Genomic DNA, 20,675 nt, shown 5'->3' on the forward strand with positions numbered 1-20,675 from the left:
GGCAACGGGGCTGGCGCGTGCGGTACGTCACGCGTCGGCCGTTCCCGAATGGGTGACGGCCGGAATGCGGCTTACGCGTGCGGCGGCGGGGGCGGCGGCGGACGCAGGCGGAAACGCATCCGGTCCGGGGTCAGTTCCGCGCTCACGGTGTAGTTGCGCCAGATGGCAAAGCCGGTCAGCAGCGCGAACGTGCTGACCGTCGCGACCACCACGCCGCCGTAGATTGCGGGCCTCGACACGGGGCGGGGCGGCCATGTGAGTTGCGCCGGATCCACTTCGCCGAGATCTTCGGCAGGCGACGATTCGAGCAACCTTTTCCACTCCTGGACTTCCTGCGGCTTGGTGACGTCGACCACGAACTCCACAGGGGATCGATTGATGAGTATCGCCACTTCGACCTGCGTGGCGCGATCGTCCTTCCAGACAATCGGATCTTGACCTTCCATTTTCCACTCCTATTCATCGTGAAAACCGGGTGAATTCGCCCTCGGAAAATCGCGTATTCGCCCACCGTCGGGCGAATGCAATGCGGCATTCGCCCGGCATTCAAATTGCGCCGAATACGAATGCCGCTCAATACCTCCGATTGCGTAGCGAAAATCCGGATCGCCGAATCACAATTCGCGGCCGATTTTCACCAGGCGGGCTAGGTCGTGAATGGACAGTTTGTGCATGATGTTTTCACGATGCTTGCTGATCGTGCGCGGACTGATCTCGAGCAACCTTGCGATTTCCTTGCTCGCGAAACCGGCGCCGATCAGGCGCAGCACATCCCGCTCACGCGGCCCGAGCGCGGCGATCTTCGCAAGGAGAGAGGTCGTCGGCCAGCGGCGGCGCGTGCTCGACCGCATACGCGACCAGTTGTGCTGTGCCCGTCAACCCGAGCTTTCGCACGATGTTCGCGCGATGCTTGCGCACCGTCATCGGCGCGGCCCCGAGTGCCGCGGCAATCTCCGTACAGCGCATCCCCCGCGCGATCAATGACACGATCTCGCGCTCCTTCCTCGTAAGAGAATCGCTATTCATTCACAATCCCCGGAATTATTTTGATTTTTCAATTGCTCGCGACGCCTGGCTTGCGTCATGAATGCATTTCATGCGTGTCACGCACTTGAAACGCGAAGCCATATTGAATCGAAAAACGTGAATGATGCGATGCGGTTTTTTACGGATTTTTTCAGTCGCGAATGACGCGCGCAGCGTTCGTCGGGCTGGCCCCGGTCAGCCGCCGCCATTTGGGCGAGTTGGGCATAATGGCGTGTCGCTTTCGGCACCGATTACCCGGCGCCCGCCGACCTTTCAATCAGGAAACGTCATGTACCCACCGATCGAACCCTACGCCCACGGCCACCTCGACACCGGCGATGGCCACCGCATCTACTGGGAGCGCTGCGGCAATCCGGCCGGCAAGCCCGCCGTGTTCCTGCACGGCGGCCCCGGCGCCGGCTGCAGCCCCGACCATCGGCGCCTGTTCGATCCCGCGCGCTACGACATCCTGCTGTTCGACCAGCGCGGCTGCGGGCGCTCGACGCCGAATGCAAGCCTCGAGAACAACACGACATGGGATCTGGTCGCCGATATCGAACGCCTGCGCGAGATGGTCGGCGCCGAGCAATGGCTCGTGTTCGGCGGTTCATGGGGCAGCGCGCTGTCGATCGCGTACGCGGAAACGCACCCCGAACGCGTGAGCGCGCTGATCGTGCGCGGCATCTTCACGATGCGCCGCGCGGAACTGCTGTGGTACTACCAGGAAGGCGCGTCGTGGCTGTTCCCCGACCTGTGGGAAGACTTCGTTGCGCCGATTCCGGAAGCCGAGCGCGGCGACCTGATGGCCGCCTACCATCGCCGGCTGACCGGCAACGACGAAGCCGCGAAGCTCGAAGCCGCGCGCGCATGGAGCATCTGGGAAGGACGCACGATCACGCTGCTGCCCGATCCCGCGCTCGCCGCGCACTTCGCGGACGGCCACTACGCGCTCGCGTTCGCGCGGATCGAAAACCACTACTTCGTGAACAAGGGGTTCGTCGAGGAAGGCCAGTTGCTGCGCGACGCGCATCGGCTCGCCGGCATTCCGGGCGTGATCGTGCAGGGCCGCTACGACATCGCGACACCCGCGCGCACGGCGTGGGAGCTGTCGAAAGCGTGGCCGGATGCGACGTTCGAAATCGTGCCGGGTGCCGGACACGCGTACAACGAACCGGGGATTCTGGAAGCGCTGGTCGCGGCGACGGACCGGTTCGCGAACTAACCGCGCAGCAAAATCACGAAGTCGTTTCCCGGCGCGCCGCCCCCGCATCGGCGGACGCGTCGGGAATCGCCCCCTGCTCCCATGCGCCGGGCTTCGGCGGCTTCGTCACGCGAATCAGCACGAGCGCAACGCAAAACGTCAGGACCGCGTACCGCGTGATCGAACTCCACGGAATCGTCACGCGCGGATATTCGTGCGGCATGTAGCGAACCAGCGACGTCGTGATCGGCACGTAGTTCAACAGCATGAACAGCATCGCAACGGCGGAGATCATCAACGACACGCCGGCGTACCATGCGCGCTTTCCGCGCGGCGCAACGGCGGTGCCGAGAAGCAGCGTTGCCGCGGCCACGATCAGCAGATCCATCGGGCGCGTGTTCGGTATCAGATAGCCGAACGTGCCGGTGCGCAACGTCGCGTATGCAATCGCCCAGTAATGCAGCGTGGACGACACGACCAGCAGGCCGACGGACGCAACGCGCCGAACCGTCGGCGTCATCGTGACGTGCGGCCGGCTCAGAAAATCATTGCTCGACCGGTTGTACATCAACGCGAACATGACAATCCCCGGCGGCAGCGCGATGACCACCATGATCCACGACGACAGCATCAGCATCGCGACACTCAACGCCACCCAGACCGCCACATTCAGCGTTCGCCCCCAGCGGTGGCGCAATGCCAGTGCGACGTGACCGACGAGGCCTGCAAGCATCGCCGCGAACGACACGCCCTGCAGCGTCCAAAGCTGCCATGACCATGACGAGAGCGCGGCCAGCGACCGGTCGTGCAGGACCACCCGGGCGAACGGGACGAAGGCCAGCAAGGCCGTGAAGTTTTGCAGGATGCCGTGATACGCGATCACGCGGATCGTCGTATAGCGGCGGGAATCGGGAATGGCTGCGCCAGTCGTGGGCATCGGGCGGGCGTGAATGAACCGGTCGGACCCGCAGCATACTCCCTGATCCGGCCCCTCGCGTCGCGCCTATCGCGTCACAACGCGGTTTCGACGATCGCCCTCCCGGTGATCGCCCGCTCGACGAGCTGCTCGTCGCCGACTTTGCGGATCGCGTCGTCGAGCAGCCCTTCCGGTTCTTCCGTCGCCACCTTCAGCAAGCCCGACAACCCGCGCGCGTCGAGCACCACCAGCGTCTCCATCGAATCGGCGCGGCTCACCAGCACGCGCCGAAACGCAGGCCCCGCGCCGAAGCTCGCGCAAAGCGCAATCGTCTCGCTGCCGAGCGTGTAGTCGAAATGCTTGATCATGGTCCGCCGCCGTTGCGTGGGAATGGCGATGCGCGACGGCGCGGCGCCGTGACGTCGACGCACCCGCGCATGCCGCCGGCTCGGCGGACCGGGGTCCGAACCGTTCGCCGGCACCACCATGCTAGGCGTGCAGTATTAACGAAGACTTAAACGGGAAACCGCCCGGGCGGGCGGCATGCGTTACGGCGCGTCGAGCGGTTCGACCGTCACCCCGACCTTCAGCTCCTGATCCGCGCCGCCGCCGCGGATCACGCCGCGCAACGGCGTCACGTCGGCATAGTCGCGGCCGATCGACAGCATCACGTAGTCGTCGCCCGGTGCGCGATCGTTGGTCGGGTCGAGTTGCAGCCAGCCATCGTCCTCGGGCCACGCCGGGTCGTACACGTCGACCCACGCATGCGACGCATCGGCGCCGATCAGCCGCGGCTGCCCGGGCGGCGGCTGCGTGAGCAGGTAGCCGCTCACGTAGCGCGCGGCCAGCCCGAGCGAGCGCAACGCGCCGATCATCACATGCGCGAAATCCTGGCAGACGCCCTTGCGCAACCGCAGCGCGTCGAGGGCCGACGTCGTGATGTCGGTGCTGTTCGGCGTGTACGCAAAATCGGCATGCACGCGCCGCATCAGGTCCCATGCGGCCTGCACGAGCGGCCGTTGCGGCGTGAAGCTCGCCGCCGCATATGCGGCGAGTTCGGGATCGCACGCAACGTGCGGCGACGCGAACACGAATTCGCTCGCCGCGTCGTACGGCTGCCCCGCGCGGAACCGCAAGCGGTCGCGCACGGCTTCCCACGCGGTGGCATGCGCGGCGTCAGGGTTCGCGATCGCTGGCGGCGGCTCGCCGCGCGCACCGCGCGACCACACGGGGGGCGTCACGCGCACCGTGCTGCGGCTGCGCACCAGCAACGCGTCGTGCGGCTGGTTCAGCGCGAACGATGCGCGTGCATTGCCGAACGCGTCGACCTCCGTGCCGACCGATTCCGGTACGGGATCGATGTCGAGCGCGAACGACAGCACCTGCTGGCGCGGCGTCACGAGCGGTTGCAGGCGTGCCTGGTGCTGCGCGGATTCGACGCGCGCCGCGTAACGGTATTCGGTGTCGTGCGTAACGCGCAGCAACCGGCCGGGCGCAGCCGCGTCCGGCGCCTCCGGGGCCGCTGCCGGCCGGGTGCCGCCGGAACCGGGCGGTACTTTCACCGCGCTTTTCGTCTTCACCATAGCGTCCTGCCCGCCTCGCGCACGTGGCTGAAATAGCGCTCGCCGATCCGGTTCGACAGTTCCCAGACCGCCTTCACGGTCGTGTCGAGCGCGTCGAGCAGCTTGTCGTGCCGGCCGCCTTCGGCGGTCTCGCACAGCTCGTGCAGCGACCACGCGGGTACGTCCGGAACCGTCTCGGCCAGCTCGGACAGCGCATAGCCTTCGCTGCGCTCGACTTTGGTCAGCCGGCCGCGCAGCGCCTGCACGACCCAGCCGAGCGAACGCGGATTGTCGGTATCGAGCACGACGAGCGACAGCAGCGGCGCGACGTCGAAGCCGCGCTGGAACCGCGAGCGGAACGTGATCGTGCTGTCGAACAGCTCCAGCACGAGCTCGAAGCCGTCCTGCCGGTGCACGGCGCCGTCGTCGAACGCGCCCTTCAGCACGCTGCACAGGAAATCCAGCCGGTCGATCTGCCGGCCGATCGACAGCAGCCGCCAGCCATCGTCGCGCGTCATGTTGTCGGTCTGCGCGCCGGTGATCGCGCCGAGCAGCAGGCCCACGCGTTCCAGCAGCTGCAGCGCCTCGTTGCCGATCTGCTCCTCCGCTTCCGGCTGGGCCGCGCTGTCGGCGAACAGTTGCGTCGCGTCGTCGATCAGCCGCCACTGGTCGCTCGACAGCCGTTCGCGGATCGCGGCCGCCGCGCCGCGCATCCCGAACAGGCATGGCGCAATACCCGACGTGCGATCCGCGCCGCGCGTCAGCGACGTCGCAAGCGCGTGCTGGAATGCGCGCGGCGCATCGACCGCGTTCGGCACGTCGGCCGCGATCAGCCCCGTCTCGCGGCACAGCGTGTCGATCAGTTCCAGGTGCGCGGGACTGTCGACGTCGTCTTCGCCGCGCAGCCGTTCGAGCGCGGCACGGGCCAGCCGCATCAGGTTGGTTGCCCGCTCGGTGTAGCGGCCGAGCCAGAACAGGTTCTCGGCCGCGCGACTCGCGATCGCGCGCGGCCGCTCGACGAGATCGTCGGGGCCGAGGTGCGACTGCAGCAGCGTCGTCGAATCGACGATGCCTTCGGTCATCACCCAGGTATCGACGGTGCTGCCGCCGCGCGGCATCGGCGCGTTGAACAGCGTGTCGCGCGTGCCGACCCGCGACAGCCCGCCCGGCAGGAGCCGCCAGCGCTGCGCGCCGTCGGCGAGCGCGAAGACGCGCATCAGCAGCGGTTTCGGCACGATGCGCGCACTACCGTTGCCGTCGGGTGCGTCGTGCCGCGGCCAGGTCGGCGCCTGCGACAGCGGCAGGTCGGCCTGCACCGTGTAGTGTTCGGGCCGCGCGAGAATCCGCGCGCGCCATTCGGCCAGTTGCGCCTGCGTGAGCCGCGCGCCGATCACGGGTTCGAACGTGCCGCCGGCCTGCACCTCGGGCGGATAGGATGGCTTGACGATGCTGCGCGCGAGCCGCGGCAGCGCGTCGTCGCACGCGGCCGCTTCGCCGCACCACCACGAATGCACGGCCGGCAGCGTCAGCGTTTCGCCGAGCAGCCCTTCCGCGAGGCGCGGCATGAAGCCGAGCATCGCTGGCGATTCGAGGAAGCCCGAGCCCGGTGCGTTCGCGAGCAGCACGTTGCCCGCGCGCACGGCCTGCAGCAGGCCCGGCACGCCGAGCATCGAATCGGGGCGCAGTTCGAGCGGATCGAGCCACGCGTCGTCGACGCGCCGCAGGATGCCGTGCACCGGTTCGAGCCCGCGCAACGTCTTCAGGAATACGCGGTTGTCGCGCGCGGTCAGGTCGCCGCCTTCGACGAGCGTGAGGCCGAGGTAGCGCGCGAGATACGCATGCTCGAAATAAGTCGCGCTATGCGTACCCGGTGTCAGCAGCACGATCCGCGAATTCTTGCGGGCGGGACTGAGCGACTGCATGCTCTGCAGCAGCGCGCGATACGCGGACGCGAGCCGCTGCACGCGCAGCCCGCGGAACCCGCGCGGAAAGAGCCGCGACACGATCAGCCGGTTTTCGAGCAGGTAGCCGAGACCGGCCGCGCCCTGCGTGTGCTGCGCGACGATCCGCCACTGCCCGTCCGGGCCGCGCGCGAGATCGAATGCGACGACGTGCAGCCACGTGTCGCCCGGCACGCGCGCACCGCGCATCGCGCGCAGGTAGCCGGGATGGCCGGTGACGAGGGCCGGCGGCAGCAGCCCGCGCTGCAGGATCGTCTGCGGCCCGTACAGGTCGGCCAGCGTCGCGTTGAGCAGCCGCACGCGCTGCAGCACGCCGCGCTCGATCGCCACCCAGTCCTCGGGTGTGACGATCATCGGCAGCAGGTCGAGCGACCACGGGCCGGCCGCGCCGTCGCCGGCGCGCTGCTCGTGCAACTGGTAGAACAGGCCGTTCTCGCGCATGCGCCGGTGCAGCGCGTCGGCGCGGCGATCGAGGTCGGCCACGCCGTCGCTGCCGATCGACGTGAAGAAGTTGCGCCAAGCGGGCGCCAGCGCAGGCGCGTTCAGGCCGGCCGCACTGCCGCGCAGCTCGTCGTAACGGCCGGCGGCCGCCGGCGCCGCGAGCGCGGCGGCCAGTTCGGCGGCGTCCGGCTGCGCGCCGGTATCGAAAAGCGTGGGCATCGCGTCGGGGGCGGCGAGATGATCGGTGTCAATGGGCGGCACGATGTCGTTCCGTCGTCAGGATGCGGCCGCGCACGCGTGCCGCCATACGGGCGGCATGCCGCGGCGCGCGGCCGCAATCTGCCCACATCCTAGCACTCCGGCGCGGCCGCCGGGGGGTCGCGAACCGCGCGTCGTCGTCTGCCCCGTCATCGATGAATCAGGGCCGCCGCAGGTCGAGCGTGAACGGGAATTCGCGGCTCGGCGCGGCAGCCGCGACATCCATCCGCCCCGGCGTATGCCCCATCTCGACGAAGCGCGCGAGCCGGCGGCTCTCGGCTTCATACGCATTGACGGGGAAGGTCGCGTAGTTGCGGCCGCCCGGATGCGCGACGTGATAGCGGCAGCCGCCCAGCGAACGCTGCAGCCACGTATCGACGATGTCGAACGTGAGCGGCGCGCGCACGCCGATGGTCGGATGCAGCGCGGATGGCGGCGACCACGCCTTGTAGCGTACGCCCGCGACGTATTCGCCGACGGTGCCGGTCGGCTGCAGCGGCAGCGCGCGGCCGTTGACGGTCACGACGTACCGGTTGTCGTTCAGCCCCGTCACGCGTACTTCGAGCCGTTCGACCGACGAATCGACGTAGCGCACCGTACCGCCGGGCGCCCCCTCCTCGCCCATCACGTGCCACGCTTCCAGTGCGCCGCGCAGCGACAGCTGCATGCCGTTCACCGCGATCTGGCCGAACAGCGGGAAACGGAATTCGAAGTGCGGCGCGAACCACGCAGGATCGAACGCAAAACCGGCATCGCGCAGTTCGGCCAGCACGTCGTCGAAATCCATCTGAAGAAACGCGGGCAGCATGAAACGGTCGTGCAGCGCGGTGCCCCAGCGCGTGAGCGGCGTCGTATAAGGCGCGGCCCAGAAGCGGGCGACCAGCGCACGCAGCAGCAGTTGCTGCACGATGCTCATCCGTGCATGCGGCGGCATCTCGAACGCGCGCAGTTCGAGCAGGCCGAGGCGGCCGGTCGACGAATCGGGCGAATACAGCTTGTCGATGCAGAACTCGCTGCGGTGCGTGTTGCCCGTCACGTCGATCAGCAGGTTGCGCAGCACACGGTCGACGAGCCACGGCGGCATGTCCTGCCCGAACAGCAGCTTGTTGCGCTGGATCTCCGCGAACGCGATGTCGAGTTCGTAGAGCTGATCGTTGCGCGCCTCGTCGACACGCGGCGCCTGGCTCGTCGGCCCGATGAAGAGCCCGGAGAACAGGTAGGACAGCGACGGATGGTTGTGCCAGTACGCGATCAGGCTCGCGAGCAGGTCCGGGCGGCGCAGGAACGGGCTGTCGGCCGGCGTCGCGCCGCCGAGCACGAAGTGGTTGCCGCCGCCCGTGCCGACGTGGCGGCCGTCGACCATGAATTTCTCGCTGCACAGCCGCGACTGCCACGCGGCGTCGTACAGGAATTCGGTGCGATCGACGAGTTCGTCGAAGCTTGCGGCCGGATGGATGTTGACCTCGATCACGCCGGGATCGGGCGTCACCTGCAGCAGCTTCAGCCGTGCGTCGCGCGGCGGTGGATAGCCTTCGAGCACGAGCGTCACGCCGAGCGCGTGCGCGGTCAGCTCGATCGCGCCGAGCAGGTCGAGGTAATCCTCGAGCGCGGCGAGCGGCGGCATGAACAGGTACAGGATGCCGTTGCGCACTTCGACGCACAGCGCGGTGCGCGTGATCCAGGCGGCCGACTCGAAGCGCTCGGGCCGGCGCTGCGGATCGTGTGCCGCGGCTTGCCCGGCCGCAGCCGTGCCGTCGTTGCGCCACTGCATCACGGTCTGTGCGGACGCTTCGCGATGCACGCCCGCCAGGTAGCGCGGCGCGTCGGCCGGCCCCGCGTAGCGCGCGCGGATCGCAGCGGCGTCCGGCAGCGCGGTGCGCGGCGCGAACGGATCGCGTTCGACCAGGTACGGATGGTCGACGCTCGCGGCCCACGGCAGCGAATCGAGCGGCAGCCGATAGCCCATCGGCGAATCGCCCGGCACGAGGTACATCCGCTCGTCGCGGAAGAACCACGGGCCCGTCTTCCAGCGCGGCCCGTCGAGGCCCGGCACGTCGTCCACGCGCTTGACCGGCAGCACGTAGCCGACCACGCTGTCGAGCTGCTGATCGAACACCTTGCGCAGCCGCGCGCGTTCGAGCTCGTCGTCGAGACGCGAATCGAACGGGTCGACGTTGACGGGCAGCCGGCGCTCGCGCCACAGGTAGTACCAGACGTCCTCGTAGCCGGGCCGGATGAATTCGTCGGTCAGGTTCAACCGCGCGGCGAGTGCATCGATGAAGCGCTTCGCGTCGTCGGTCGTATATGCGGACGGCTCGCGCTCGTCGGCGAACAGCGACGGATCGTGCCACACGGGCTGGCCGTCCGCGCGCCAGAAGATCGACAGCGCCCAGCGCGGCAGTTGCTCGCCCGGGTACCACTTGCCCTGCCCGAAATGCAGGAAGCCGCCCTCGCCGTATTCGGCGCGCAGCCGCTGCACGAGTTCGGTCGCGTAGCCGCGCTTGGTCGGGCCGAGCGCATCGGTGTTCCACTCGGCGCCGTCGCGATCGGCGATCGACACGAAGGTCGGCTCGCCGCCCTGTGTGAGCCGCACGTCGCCGGCCGCCAGCGCGCCGTCGACCTGCGTGCCGAGCGCCAGCACGTCGTCCCACTGCGATTCCGTATACGGCTTCGTCACGCGTGGCGATTCGTACACGCGCGTCACGCGCATCTCGTGCTCGAACGACACCTCGCATTCGTCGATCAGCCCTTCGACCGGCGCGGCGCTCGTCGGCTGCGGCGTGCAGGCGAGCGGGATATGCCCTTCTCCGGCCAGCAGGCCTGACGTCGGGTCGAAGCCGATCCAGCCGGCACCCGGCAGGTAGACCTCGCACCATGCGTGCAGATCGGTGAAATCGACCGACGTGCCGCTCGGGCCGTCGAGCGACTTCACGTCGGGCGTGAGCTGGATCAGGTAGCCCGACACGAAACGCGCGGCGATGCCGAGATGGCGGCACAGCTGCACGAGCAGCCACGCGCTGTCACGGCACGAACCGGACGCGAGTTCGAGCGTCTGCTCGGGCGTCTGCACGCCGGGCTCCATCCGCACGAGATAGCCGATGTCGCGCTGAAGCTGCTGGTTCAGCGCGACGAGGAAGTTCATCGTGCCGGCCGGCGTGCGGTCGACATCGTCGAGATACGCGCGGAACAGCGGCGATGCGCCCGTCTGCGGATCGCATGCGAGATACGGCGCAAGCTCGGTCTTCAGCGCGTCGTCATAGCTGAACGGGTATTGCTCCGCGCTTGCTTCGAGGAAGAAGTCGAACGGGTTGTACACCGACATCTCGGCGACCAGATCGATCGTGATCTCGAAGTGTTCGGTCCGCTCCGGAAACACGAGCCGCGCGAGGTAGTTCGAAAACGGGTCCTGCTGCCAGTTGACGAAGTGCTCCGCGGGTTCGACCGTCATCGAGTACGCGAGGATCGGCGTCCGGCAGTGCGGCGCAGGCCGCAGCCGCACGACCTGCGGGCCGAGGTTGACGAGCTGGTCGTAGCGATAGCGGGTGGTGTGATGCAGCGCGACGTGGATGGACATGGAAGCTCGGATCGGGTTGGGCCGGCCGTGCGCGCCGCGTCGCGCTCGACGCGGCGGCCCGGCATGGCGGATTCGGCGAAAGCGTGCGCCGGGTCAGACGAGCTCGGGCGTCTGCACGACGCTGATCTCGACGCCGACGGCCGTGGCGCCGAGCCCCGTCACCGGCTGCGCGTCGCGATGATCGAGGCCGACCGCGATGCGCACGTAGCGCTCGTCCGGGCAGCGGTTCATGAACGGATCGAACCCGACCCAGCCGAGCCCTTCGACATACGCCTCGGCCCACGCATGGCCGGCCGGCTGCTGCATCAGCGAGGCGGCTTGCGGCTGTGCGCCGGACGACGCCTGCGACTGCCCCTGCGATTGCGATTGCGATTGCGACTGCGCGGCATGCGACGCGCCGAGCACCTGCTGCATGCCATCGCCGCTCTGCAGCGCGAGCGCTTCCTCCTCCTCGACGTCACCCGTGTTCTGCTTCGCGTCGGCAATACGCTGCATCGCGCTGTCGGCAAGCACGTAGCCCGAAATGTAGCGCGCGGGGATCTTCAGCACGCGCGCGGCCGCGATGAACGCATGCGCATGGTCGCGGCTCGTGCCCTCGCCGCTCAGCAGCGCGGTTTCCGCATCGACGGGGGCGTCGGCGGCCAGGTTCGGCGCATACGCGATGCGGCCGTGCACTTCCGTCATCAGCCAGTGCAGTGCGTCGAGACCGTGCGGATCGATCGGCAGCGCTTCCGTGAGCGCACGCACGGTGTCGCCCGCCTTCGTGAGCGCGGTCTCGCGCTCGAAGATCCACGGCGGCGCATAACCCTCGGGATTCCCGAGAATGCCCGCACGGTCCTGCGTCTCGACGACGCCGGCCGCGACGACGACGATTTCGGCCTTCGTGCCGCGATCGTGACGGATCAGGTCGATCCGGTTGCCGAACCCGTCGGCGTACGACAGCGTCGGTTCGACGCCGTCGATCGTGACCTGCCACGCGCGCACCGTCTGCCCGGGGCCCGACTGCGGGCGCAGCCGCAGCCGTTGCAGCGCATGGGTGGCTTGATCGTCGAACTGATAACGCGAGATGTGTCGGATGGCGAGTCGCATGGCAAGTCTCAGTCGAAGTTGTAAGCCTGGGCGATTTCGAGCCCGAGGCTGTTGTTGCGGCCGATGAAGTCGGTCAGGAACTCGTGCAGGCCGCTCTTGAAGATGCGTTCGACCGAGGTATCGGACAGCATTTGCAGGATCTTCGTGGCCGTGTCGTGACACGGGTGTGTCACGCCGTAATCCTTCGCGAGCAGGTTCAGGCTCGATACGACGCGCCCGTAGCAATAGCGCAGCGAACGCGGCATGCGGCCGTTCAGGATCAGGTAGTCGGCGATGTTCAGCGGCTTGTACTGCACGTCGTACACCCAGCGATACGAACGGTGCGCGGCGACGCAGCGCAGGATCGTCTCCCACTGGTAGTTGTCGAGGATCGTGCCGACGTGCGACACCGACGGCAGCAGCAGGTGGTACTTCACGTCGATGATCCGCGCGGTGTTGTCCGCGCGCTCGACGAATGCGCCGATCTGCGCGAAATCGAAGATCTCGTTGCGCAGCATCGTGCTGTAGAAGCTGCCGAGGATCAGCGCGGTTTCGCGCTTCACTTCGTCGAGCACCGCCGGCAGCACGCTCTCCGGCACCGGCTGCGCGAGCGCGCGGCGCAGCGCGAGCCACGCGCCGTTCACGCTTTCCCACGCCTCGCGCGTGAGCGCCGTGCGCACCATCCGCGCGTTCGAGCGCGCGGCCTCGATGCACGACAGCACGCTCGACGGGTTGTCGCGGTCGCGCAGCAGGTAGTCGGTCACGGTATCGGCCGCATACGCGTCGTATTTCTGCCGGTAGCCGTCGTCCGTGCCCGAGCTGACCAGCACCGACGACCATTCGGCCGGCGCGTCGGACGTGCGCGTCAGCGCCATCCGCAACCCGGCGTCGATGATGCGCGCGATATTCTCCGCGCGCTCGATATAGCGGTACATCCAGTAGAGACCGCTTGCAGTGCGTCCCAGAAGCATCTCGTGTCCACTCCGTCTTCGTTCGGTTGGCGCGCCGGCTCCGGCGCGCGCGGTCGCGTCCGGCTCAGTCGGCCAGCACCCAGGTATCCTTGGTGCCGCCGCCCTGGCTCGAGTTGACGACGAGCGATCCCTCCTTCAGCGCGACGCGCGTGAGCCCGCCCGGCGTGATGCGGATCCGGTCCGACACCAGCACGAACGGCCGCAGGTCGACGTGGCGCGGCGCGAGGCCGGCATCGGTCAGGATCGGTGTCGTGGACAGCGCGAGCGTCGGTTGCGCGATGTAGTTCGTGGGACGCGCGCGCAGCTTCGCGGAAAACGCCTCGAGTTCGGCCTTCGACGCACACGGCCCGACCAGCATCCCGTAGCCGCCCGAGCCGTGCACTTCCTTCACGACCAGTTCGTCGAGATGCTCGAGCACGTACTTCAGGCTGTCGGCCTCGCCGCAGCGCCAGGTCGGCACGTTCTCCAGCAGCGCCTTGCGGCCCGTGTAGAACTCGACGATCTCCGGCATGTACGAGTAGATCGCCTTGTCGTCGGCGATGCCGGTGCCGGGGGCGTTCGCGATCGTGATGTTGCCCGCGCGGTACACGTCCATGATCCCCGCGACGCCGAGCACCGAATCGGGGCGAAACGTCAGCGGATCGAGGAACGCGTCGTCGACGCGGCGATACAGCACGTCGATCGGGCGGAAGCCTTCGGTCGTGCGCATCGCGACGCGGCCGTCGATCACCTGCAGGTCGCTGCCCTCGACGAGGTGCACGCCCATCTGGTCGGCGAGGAACGAATGTTCGTAGTACGCGGAATTGTGGATGCCGGGCGTGAGCACGGCGATGGTCGGGTTGTCGGCGTTGCCGCCCGGCGGGCACACGGCCGCGAGCGACTGGCGCAGCATCTGCGGATAGGTTTCGACCGGGCGCACCTTCACCTGCTGGAACAGCTCGGGAAAGAGCTGCATCATCGTCTCGCGGTTTTCCAACATGTACGACACGCCGGACGGCGTGCGCGCGTTGTCTTCCAGCACGTAGAACTCGTTCTCGCCGGTGCGCACGATGTCGACGCCGATGATGTGCGTGTAAACGTTTCCGGGCGGCCGGAAGTCGATCATCTCCGGAATGAACGCTTCGTTGTGCGCGATCAGGTGCTTCGGCACGATGCCCGCGCGGACGATTTCCTGGCGGTGGTAGATGTCGTCGAGGAATGCGTTGAGCGCCATCACGCGCTGCTCGATGCCGAGCGACAGCCGGCTCCATTCGGCACCCGAGATGATGCGCGGGACGATGTCGAACGGAATCAGCCGCTCGGCGGCCTCCGCGTCGCCGTAAACGGCGAACGTGATGCCCGTCTTGCGGAACACGCCTTCCGCGTCGTAGGCCTTCTGGGCGAGGCTCGCGGGATTCTGCGTGTCGAGCCATTGCTTCAGGCGCGCGTAAGGCGCCCTAACCATGTCGCCGGATTGCAGCATTTCATCGAATGGCTTCATCGATCTTTTCTCCATCGATCGTTTCCCCGGCATTGCGCATGCCGGACCGGCGTAACCACTGCTTTGCAAGGAACGTGCCTTGCTCGATCCCCTCGATATTCCCCCGTTTCAGCCCCGCGCCAGGCACGCCCGCGCGGCATTGCGCACCACAACGGTGCGACGCCCGACGCGACGTGCGTTCGCGGTGCGCCGCGAGCGCGCACGGCCGATGCTGCGCCGCGTCTTTCGAACATAGTTCCCCCTCGTGTCACGAATGTGCAATCTGCACTGCACAAAAAAGCGGCGCGGCGGGCGCCGGAACGAAGGCGGGCCGGCACGCACACGGCGCAGCCGGCCCTGGGGGAAGTACCATCGACGACCGCGGACGGCCCGACGCGGTGAACTGTCCGGTTAGTCGTGTCCGGCCCCTCAACGCTATGCAGCCGTAATCCCGCCGGCAACGCCCATGCATATTTCGACTGACACCCATCGAAAAAAAACATCGGGCCGACCGGCGCGAGGCGCGGTACGCTAGAAAGTTGGTTCAGCGAAGCGGCGCCGCGCCTTCAAGCGCCCGACTATAAAAAGCGACGATCGAAATGGAAGCAAAGTGGCTGGAAGATTTCCTGAGCCTTGCGGATACCAAGAGTTTTTCCCGGGCCGCGCGTAACCGGCACCTGACGCAGTCGGCATTCAGCAGACGAATCGCCGCGCTCGAAACGTGGATGGACGCGAAGCTGGTCGACCGGAGCATCAACCCGATCACGCTGACGCCGGCCGGCCAGATGTTCCGCGGGCTCGCCGCGGACATCCTCCGCAGCATGTATGCGGCGCGTAATCTCGTGAACGGCTATGACCAGTTCGCGGCCAGCGACCAGGTCGTGCGGTTCGCCGTCGCGCACACGCTCGTGTTCACGCTGTTTCCCGAATGGCTCAAGCAGCTCAACGTCGAGGTCGGCCATGTGACCGCGCGCGTGAACGCGGTGAACGTGCCGGAGGGCGTACAGCAACTCGTCGAAGGCGAATGCGACATGCTGCTCGGCTATCACCATCCGCAGTTGCCGATCGTGCTCGATCCGAACCATTTCCCGTTCGTCAGCCTCGGCGTCGAGCGGATCCTGCCCGTGTCGACACCCGACGCGCACGGCAAGCCCGTGTTCCAGTTGCCCGGCACCCCCGATGCCCCGCTGCCGCTGCTCGCGTATTCGTCGGGCGCGTTTCTCGGCAACATCGTCGAGATGCTGCTGCTGAACGCGACCGAGCCGTATGTGCTGCACCGCTGCTTCGAGACGCACATGTCGGAAGCACTGAAAGGCATGGTCGTGGCCGGACACGGTATCGGCTGGCTGCCGGAAAGCTGCGTTGCGAAGGAGCTCGCGGACGGCACGCTCGTCCGCGCGGGCTCGGGAGACTGGATCACCGAACTAGAAATCCGCCTGTATCGCTCGGCGCGCAAGCGCGGGCTCGCGGCCGAACAGTTGTGGACCTACATCATGAACCGGCCGCGCGCGGCCGTCGAAGATGCGACCGCGACCGAGCAGGCAACCGCGCCTGCGATGCGCATCGCACGGCGCAGCGCAACCGGCAACCGCTGACCGTTGCGTTCGCGCCGTGCACATCCATGGCGCGAATGCGACTTCCATTCGACAGCAATCGACAGTCCCGCGCCGGTCCGTGACATCCCGGCATCGGCTTGAATCGACATCGGAGAAAACGCAAACGTTTGCATTCCGATATCGTATTTTTTACTGCCGACCCATTACGTCCGAATATTCAGCCTGATTTTCCGGACAGAAATACCTTGTTACAGAACAAATTAAAAGTTTCGATTTACCTGTAACAGCAGGAATTATCAAAAACGTCGCACCCTCATTTCATGATGTGCGACCTGTATCCGGACCTTCATCGAATCGTCTCGAACACAGACGAAAAAATTCCTTTTATCAGTCGTTATTTTTCGGCACGAACGTCGATACGTCCGATGTGATTGTTCGCGCGCTCGATCATCGCTACCGACGAGCAATTTCCGTGTTCGGCAATATCGACTTTCTTCAGCATTAAGCGAATCGCACGATTCCATCGTTATCCTATTTAAATAGGATCATTCATCCACGTCCCATTCCGGCCACACGCGGTTGTTGGTTCAAAACCCATCGTGTATCAATAGCGTGTCGCAAAAAGAACGTTGGCAAATCTGACTCGGAATAAATGCACCGCCATTGATTCCGGACGGGAGGTTGCAATGTCTTCCTCGTTTCGACAGCATGCTCGCCCTTTCCTGAGCGTCTTCGTCTCCGCACTCTGCATGAATGCCATGGCCCAGACTCCCGCGTCCGGCCCGGGCGCCGGCCGCTACGTGATTTCGTATGTCTGCGGCGACGCGCGAATCGACGGGACCGCACCGCTTCCCCCCGACGGCCGTCCGTACAACCTGGGCGTGTCGTTTGCTTCGGCCCGGACGGGGCAGCCGCTTTCCAGCGTTCAGGTTCGCCTGCGACGACACGGCCGCGTGCTCGTCGAGTTCAACGCATCGGGATCGCGCTGCCTGTTCAGCGCGCCGGATGCGAGCTATCGGGTCGAAGGGACCTATCAGGGCGCCACGCAGTTCGCGATCGTCGAAACGGGCGCGCTCACCACGCAGTTGCGCTGGTGAACGCCGCCTGACCCCGCCCCCGATCGCCTCATTCAACGCAGCGTATCGAATCGAGGAGCTTTGAATGACTCGTGCAGAACGACCGGACGGCTCGCCCGCCCGTCAGCCGAAACCCTCCTGGGGCCCCGGGAAGAACGCCGCGCTCAGCTTCGTCGCGTTCGCCGCGATCTTCGGCCTCTTCGCGTATGCCGAGCGGGACACGACCACCAGCCATGCGAGCGTGACGCACGACATCTCCGGCGTGATCGGCACCGCGGTCGGCAAGTACCGCAAGGCCATCGTGGCCGCGACCGCCCGCGCGACCGGTGCATCCGGACCATCGGAGCTCACCGCACCGACCTCGACGCTCGCGCAAACTGCGCCGCCGCCCCCTGAAACGGTCCCGTCGACGGCGCCCTCGGTGTCGAGCATGCCGCCCGTCAGGCTCGCAGTCGAACCGGACGCGGCATCGCGAGCCCGGCCCCGCGCCGCGACGAAATACCGGCAGTCGTCGCATGCGCCGCCGGTGGCACTGGCAGCCAATTCGCATGCCGCGCCGGCCCACGGCCGCACCACCGTACGGCCGGGCGCCGCGCATCGCGCGGCGCGAACCGAAACGCTGGCGGGAACGAAGAAGCGCATGGATTTCGCACCGAAGCCGCCGCCGTACGGCGACGACACCGTGCACATGCAGACGGCAAGCGTCACGCACGCGGAACTGGAAGGTGCGCGTGCACTGGCAAAGGCGCGCTCGTGCGCGCAGATCGACGAATGGAGCTGCGTGGAGCAAAACGCGAGCCGGGCGCTCGCGATCGACCCGAAGAACAGCGAATCGCGCGCGTTGCTTGGGCAAGCGATCCGCAATCGCCTGTGAACCGGTCGGATGCCGCCGGGCCTCGCCGCCCGGCGGCGCGGCGGCCGGCGACGTATGTCGTCGGGCGTGCAACCGACGTGATCGTTTCAGAGTGAGGACACACCGTGGCCATCAATCGCAAACAACCATGCACCACCGTCGCTCCGCCGAACCGGCGGATCCTCCTGCATGCGCCACTGCTGGTCCTGCTTGTCGCGTCCGGCCCCTGCTTCGCCGCCGAAGGCGACGCCGAGCCGGGCGGCGCCAGGGAAATCGCCGGGTCCGCGCCGGATGCGCTGCCGCCCGACATGCAACCGGCCGCGACGTCGGCTCATGACGCCCAGGGCTCGGTCACGCTGCCACCTCATGCGCCGACGCCGATCGCGCAGGCATCGGATGCGTCGCTGCAGATCGCGCAGGCACCGAACCCGGCGATGCCGACCACGGTCGTGGTGGACCCGGACGCACCGCAGGCGGGCGATCCGGTACCGAACGCGGCATCGCCGAATACACCAGCCCCGGTCGCGCACACGTCGAACGCACCGATGCAGCTTGCCCAGGCATCCGACACCGCGCCGCCGGATACGTCGGCACCCCGCGCGCAGACCTCGAACGCCCCGTCGCTGCTCGCACAGGCGCCGCCCCCCGCACCACCGACCACGCCGGCGCTCACGGCGCAAGCCTCCGGCACCCCGATGCCGAACTCGCCCGCGCCCGTTCCCCAGGCGCCCGGCTCGCAACCGCCGTCGTCCCGGACGCCGAACTCCCAGACGCCCGGGGCCCAGCTACCCGGCGAACCGATCCAGCGATCGCAGGGGCCCGACGTCGAAACGCCGAATGCGCAGGCCCCGAATCTCCGTACCGCCGATGTCGCGACGGTGCGCAACGACGTGTTCGGCCTCGCGGCGAGCGGCGGCGCGGTCAAGGCGCTCGACGAAGCGAAGGCCCGGCCCGATGCATTCTCCGCGGTCGACATCGCACAACTGGAAGAACTGTCGATTCGCCAGCAAGTGCGCGGCGGACGCGACAAGTCGCGTTCGATGACGAGTTCGGATCGCTTCGACGGGCTCGACAGCGCGCTGCGCACGGCCGACGACCTCGACAAGCGCATGCCGGCCACGCCGGAGTACACGCCGGTCAGGACCGCGCTCGCGGGCGACCGCACGGTCGCCTATGCGGCACGTGGCGACATGAAGACGGCCGTCGCGACGTTCGAGACGATTCCCTCCAATGCGGAAATCTCGATCGATGCGCTGGCGGCCATCGGCGACGCGTACCTGTACCTGAGCGAACCGGCCAAGGCGAACGCCGTGTACCTGCGCGCGCTGAAGCAGGCCACCGCATCGTCGACCGACCGCGCGACGCGCGGCTTCCAGTACGGCGCACGCACGCGTCCGATCGAACTGCGGGAAGGGCTGTTCTGGTCGTACGTCGACCAGGGGCGCGCGGCGGAGGCGAAGCAGGTGCTCGACGAGATGGGCAAGTCGCTGCCGCCGGCCAAGCAGGTGGTCAACTACGGCCCGGGAGAAAGCGACTACCTGCGCTACTACCGGCTGCGCGCGCAATACCTGATCTTCACGGGTCACGTCGACGAAGGGATCACCGCGCTCGAACAGCTCGAGAAACAGGTGCCGTTCAACGCGGAGATCCGCGCCGCGCACGCCGACGCGGTGTCGGGCCAGTCGCACCCGCGCCAGGCGATCGCGATGTATCGCGCATCGCTGACCGATCACCCGGACAGCGTCGAGATGCTGGCGGGCCTCGGCCGCGCGTCGCTCACGGCAGACGACTACGCAACCGCGAAGAGCGTCGACCAGACACTCGACAACACGTTCCCGGACAGCGGCGCCGTGCGTAGTTTCAAGCGCGACTACGATGCGTACCGCAGCCCCGTGTTCACGACCGACCTGAGCTACGAGCACGGCAACAGCGCACTGGCCGACAACAGCTTCACGTCGGACAGCTATGTGTATTCGCAACCGTTCGGCGACAACTGGCGCGTCTTCTCGCACACGTTCTTCGGCTATGCGCAAACCGACAGCGGCAACGTCAGCCGCACGCGCACGGGCATCGGCGGCGACTACCGGCACGGGCCGCTCACCGTGGAGGGCGAAGTCACGCGCTCGCTGGGCACCGACGGCCGAACCGGCGGCCGCGGGTCGGTCGCGTATGCACTGAACGACTACTGGACGGTCACCGGCACGCTCGACACCAACGACAACTCGCTGCCGTGGAAGGCCTATGCCGCCCACGTCTGGGGACGGTCCGCGAACGTCGAGGTCGTGTATCGCCAGAACGACCGTCGCGAAGTCAAGCTGAGCTACGGCGTGAGCCGCTACAGCGATACGAACCTGCACCAGGAGATCGCGGCGACCGCCACGCAGCGCGTGTACACGTCCGCCAACCAGCTCGTCAACGTATCGCTGGATCTCGGCACCGACAGCAACACGCGCCAGGATGCGCCCTACTTCAACCCGGGGCGCGACTATGCGGCCGCGGCGACGGTCATGCACCAGCTGACGCTATGGAAGAAGGGCGACATGGGGCTGCAGCAACGCGTGTCGGTGTCGGGCGGCGTGTACAACGAGCGCGGCTTCGGCACCAGCCCGCTGTGGACCGCGCGCCTCGAGCACGCGTGGACGTTCAAGCATGACATCACGCTGACCTATGGCGTCGAAATCAGCAGCCACGCATACGACGGCGAGCGCGAGCGCTCCGAAACCGGCTTCATGTCGGTCAACCTGCCGTTCTAG

General features: G+C 67.3%; 16 protein-coding genes. 5 read left to right on the forward strand and 11 right to left on the reverse strand.

Annotated elements, in window-relative coordinates:
- Positions 1 to 71: 71 nt before the first annotated feature.
- From AC5LXK_RS25745 to AC5LXK_RS25755, 3 genes are all read right to left on the reverse strand, one after another.
- Positions 72 to 446 (reverse strand): hypothetical protein, encoded by a 375-nt coding sequence (locus tag AC5LXK_RS25745; protein WP_493391499.1) that lies wholly within the window; start codon positions 444 to 446, stop codon positions 72 to 74.
- 168 nt (positions 447 to 614) lie between these two features.
- A complete protein-coding gene (locus AC5LXK_RS25750) occupies positions 615 to 770 on the reverse strand; it encodes a LuxR C-terminal-related transcriptional regulator (protein ID WP_493391500.1) in 156 nt (51 codons plus the stop codon).
- A 7-nt stretch (positions 771 to 777) separates the two neighbouring features.
- Positions 778 to 1,026 carry a helix-turn-helix domain-containing protein gene (locus AC5LXK_RS25755; protein WP_493391501.1) on the reverse strand — a complete coding sequence of 83 codons (249 nt, stop codon included), beginning with the start codon at positions 1,024 to 1,026 and terminating at the stop codon, positions 778 to 780.
- A gap of 289 nt (positions 1,027 to 1,315) precedes the next feature.
- On the opposite strand from AC5LXK_RS25755, the gene pip reads away from it, so the two are divergent.
- Positions 1,316 to 2,248, forward strand: coding sequence for a prolyl aminopeptidase (gene pip / locus AC5LXK_RS25760; RefSeq protein ID WP_493391502.1), 933 nt, complete (start codon positions 1,316 to 1,318; stop codon positions 2,246 to 2,248).
- 13 nt (positions 2,249 to 2,261) lie between these two features.
- Here pip and AC5LXK_RS25765 read toward each other — a convergent pair whose 3' ends face one another.
- From AC5LXK_RS25765 to AC5LXK_RS25800, 8 genes are all read right to left on the reverse strand, one after another.
- Positions 2,262 to 3,164 (reverse strand): hypothetical protein, encoded by a 903-nt coding sequence (locus tag AC5LXK_RS25765; protein ID WP_493391503.1) that lies wholly within the window; start codon positions 3,162 to 3,164, stop codon positions 2,262 to 2,264.
- A 74-nt stretch (positions 3,165 to 3,238) separates the two neighbouring features.
- Positions 3,239 to 3,511, reverse strand: a complete 273-nt coding sequence (locus AC5LXK_RS25770) for a hypothetical protein (RefSeq protein ID WP_493391504.1) — start codon at positions 3,509 to 3,511, stop codon at positions 3,239 to 3,241.
- Between the two features lie 180 nt (positions 3,512 to 3,691).
- Positions 3,692 to 4,726: a transglutaminase family protein gene (locus AC5LXK_RS25775; protein WP_493391505.1), complete on the reverse strand. Its 1,035-nt coding sequence runs from the start codon at positions 4,724 to 4,726 to the stop codon at positions 3,692 to 3,694.
- Positions 4,720 to 7,326 carry a circularly permuted type 2 ATP-grasp protein gene (locus AC5LXK_RS25780; protein ID WP_493394058.1) on the reverse strand — a complete coding sequence of 869 codons (2,607 nt, stop codon included), beginning with the start codon at positions 7,324 to 7,326 and terminating at the stop codon, positions 4,720 to 4,722. Before AC5LXK_RS25780 ends, AC5LXK_RS25775 begins: the two co-directional genes overlap by 7 nt.
- Positions 7,327 to 7,525: 199 nt before the next feature.
- Positions 7,526 to 10,939: a transglutaminase family protein gene (locus tag AC5LXK_RS25785; RefSeq protein WP_493391506.1), complete on the reverse strand. Its 3,414-nt coding sequence runs from the start codon at positions 10,937 to 10,939 to the stop codon at positions 7,526 to 7,528.
- Between the two features lie 93 nt (positions 10,940 to 11,032).
- On the reverse strand, positions 11,033 to 12,028 hold the full coding sequence (locus AC5LXK_RS25790; protein WP_493391507.1) for a transglutaminase family protein: 996 nt from the start codon (positions 12,026 to 12,028) through the stop codon (positions 11,033 to 11,035).
- 8 nt (positions 12,029 to 12,036) lie between these two features.
- A complete protein-coding gene (locus AC5LXK_RS25795) occupies positions 12,037 to 12,978 on the reverse strand; it encodes an alpha-E domain-containing protein (protein WP_493391508.1) in 942 nt (313 codons plus the stop codon).
- 64 nt (positions 12,979 to 13,042) lie between these two features.
- Complete coding sequence (locus AC5LXK_RS25800; protein ID WP_493391509.1) at positions 13,043 to 14,458, reverse strand: circularly permuted type 2 ATP-grasp protein; 1,416 nt, start codon at positions 14,456 to 14,458, stop codon at positions 13,043 to 13,045.
- A gap of 578 nt (positions 14,459 to 15,036) precedes the next feature.
- On the opposite strand from AC5LXK_RS25800, the gene AC5LXK_RS25805 reads away from it, so the two are divergent.
- The 4 genes from AC5LXK_RS25805 (at position 15,037) to pgaA (ending at position 20,675) form a co-directional block, all read left to right on the forward strand.
- A complete protein-coding gene (locus tag AC5LXK_RS25805) occupies positions 15,037 to 16,032 on the forward strand; it encodes a LysR substrate-binding domain-containing protein (protein ID WP_493391510.1) in 996 nt (331 codons plus the stop codon).
- Between the two features lie 647 nt (positions 16,033 to 16,679).
- A complete protein-coding gene (locus AC5LXK_RS25810; RefSeq protein ID WP_493391511.1) occupies positions 16,680 to 17,090 on the forward strand; it encodes a hypothetical protein in 411 nt (136 codons plus the stop codon).
- 64 nt (positions 17,091 to 17,154) lie between these two features.
- Positions 17,155 to 17,943: a hypothetical protein gene (locus tag AC5LXK_RS25815; protein WP_493391512.1), complete on the forward strand. Its 789-nt coding sequence runs from the start codon at positions 17,155 to 17,157 to the stop codon at positions 17,941 to 17,943.
- A gap of 104 nt (positions 17,944 to 18,047) precedes the next feature.
- Positions 18,048 to 20,675 (forward strand): poly-beta-1,6 N-acetyl-D-glucosamine export porin PgaA, encoded by a 2,628-nt coding sequence (pgaA, locus tag AC5LXK_RS25820; RefSeq protein WP_493391513.1) that lies wholly within the window; start codon positions 18,048 to 18,050, stop codon positions 20,673 to 20,675.

It is taken from the genome of Burkholderia pulmonis (assembly GCF_984667975.1).

Coding starts and splice junctions, on each gene's coding strand:
- AC5LXK_RS25745 (WP_493391499.1), bottom strand. CDS start 446: ATGGAAGGTCAAGATCCGATTGTCTGGAAGGACGATCGCGCCACGCAG.
- AC5LXK_RS25755 (WP_493391501.1), bottom strand. CDS start 1,026: ATGAATAGCGATTCTCTTACGAGGAAGGAGCGCGAGATCGTGTCATTG.
- pip (WP_493391502.1), top strand. CDS start 1,316: ATGTACCCACCGATCGAACCCTACGCCCACGGCCACCTCGACACCGGC.
- AC5LXK_RS25765 (WP_493391503.1), bottom strand. CDS start 3,164: ATGCCCACGACTGGCGCAGCCATTCCCGATTCCCGCCGCTATACGACG.
- AC5LXK_RS25770 (WP_493391504.1), bottom strand. CDS start 3,511: ATGATCAAGCATTTCGACTACACGCTCGGCAGCGAGACGATTGCGCTT.
- AC5LXK_RS25775 (WP_493391505.1), bottom strand. CDS start 4,726: ATGGTGAAGACGAAAAGCGCGGTGAAAGTACCGCCCGGTTCCGGCGGC.
- AC5LXK_RS25780 (WP_493394058.1), bottom strand. CDS start 7,326: ATGCCCACGCTTTTCGATACCGGCGCGCAGCCGGACGCCGCCGAACTG.
- AC5LXK_RS25785 (WP_493391506.1), bottom strand. CDS start 10,939: ATGTCCATCCACGTCGCGCTGCATCACACCACCCGCTATCGCTACGAC.
- AC5LXK_RS25790 (WP_493391507.1), bottom strand. CDS start 12,028: ATGCGACTCGCCATCCGACACATCTCGCGTTATCAGTTCGACGATCAA.
- AC5LXK_RS25795 (WP_493391508.1), bottom strand. CDS start 12,978: ATGCTTCTGGGACGCACTGCAAGCGGTCTCTACTGGATGTACCGCTAT.
- AC5LXK_RS25800 (WP_493391509.1), bottom strand. CDS start 14,458: ATGAAGCCATTCGATGAAATGCTGCAATCCGGCGACATGGTTAGGGCG.
- AC5LXK_RS25805 (WP_493391510.1), top strand. CDS start 15,037: ATGGAAGCAAAGTGGCTGGAAGATTTCCTGAGCCTTGCGGATACCAAG.
- AC5LXK_RS25810 (WP_493391511.1), top strand. CDS start 16,680: ATGTCTTCCTCGTTTCGACAGCATGCTCGCCCTTTCCTGAGCGTCTTC.
- AC5LXK_RS25815 (WP_493391512.1), top strand. CDS start 17,155: ATGACTCGTGCAGAACGACCGGACGGCTCGCCCGCCCGTCAGCCGAAA.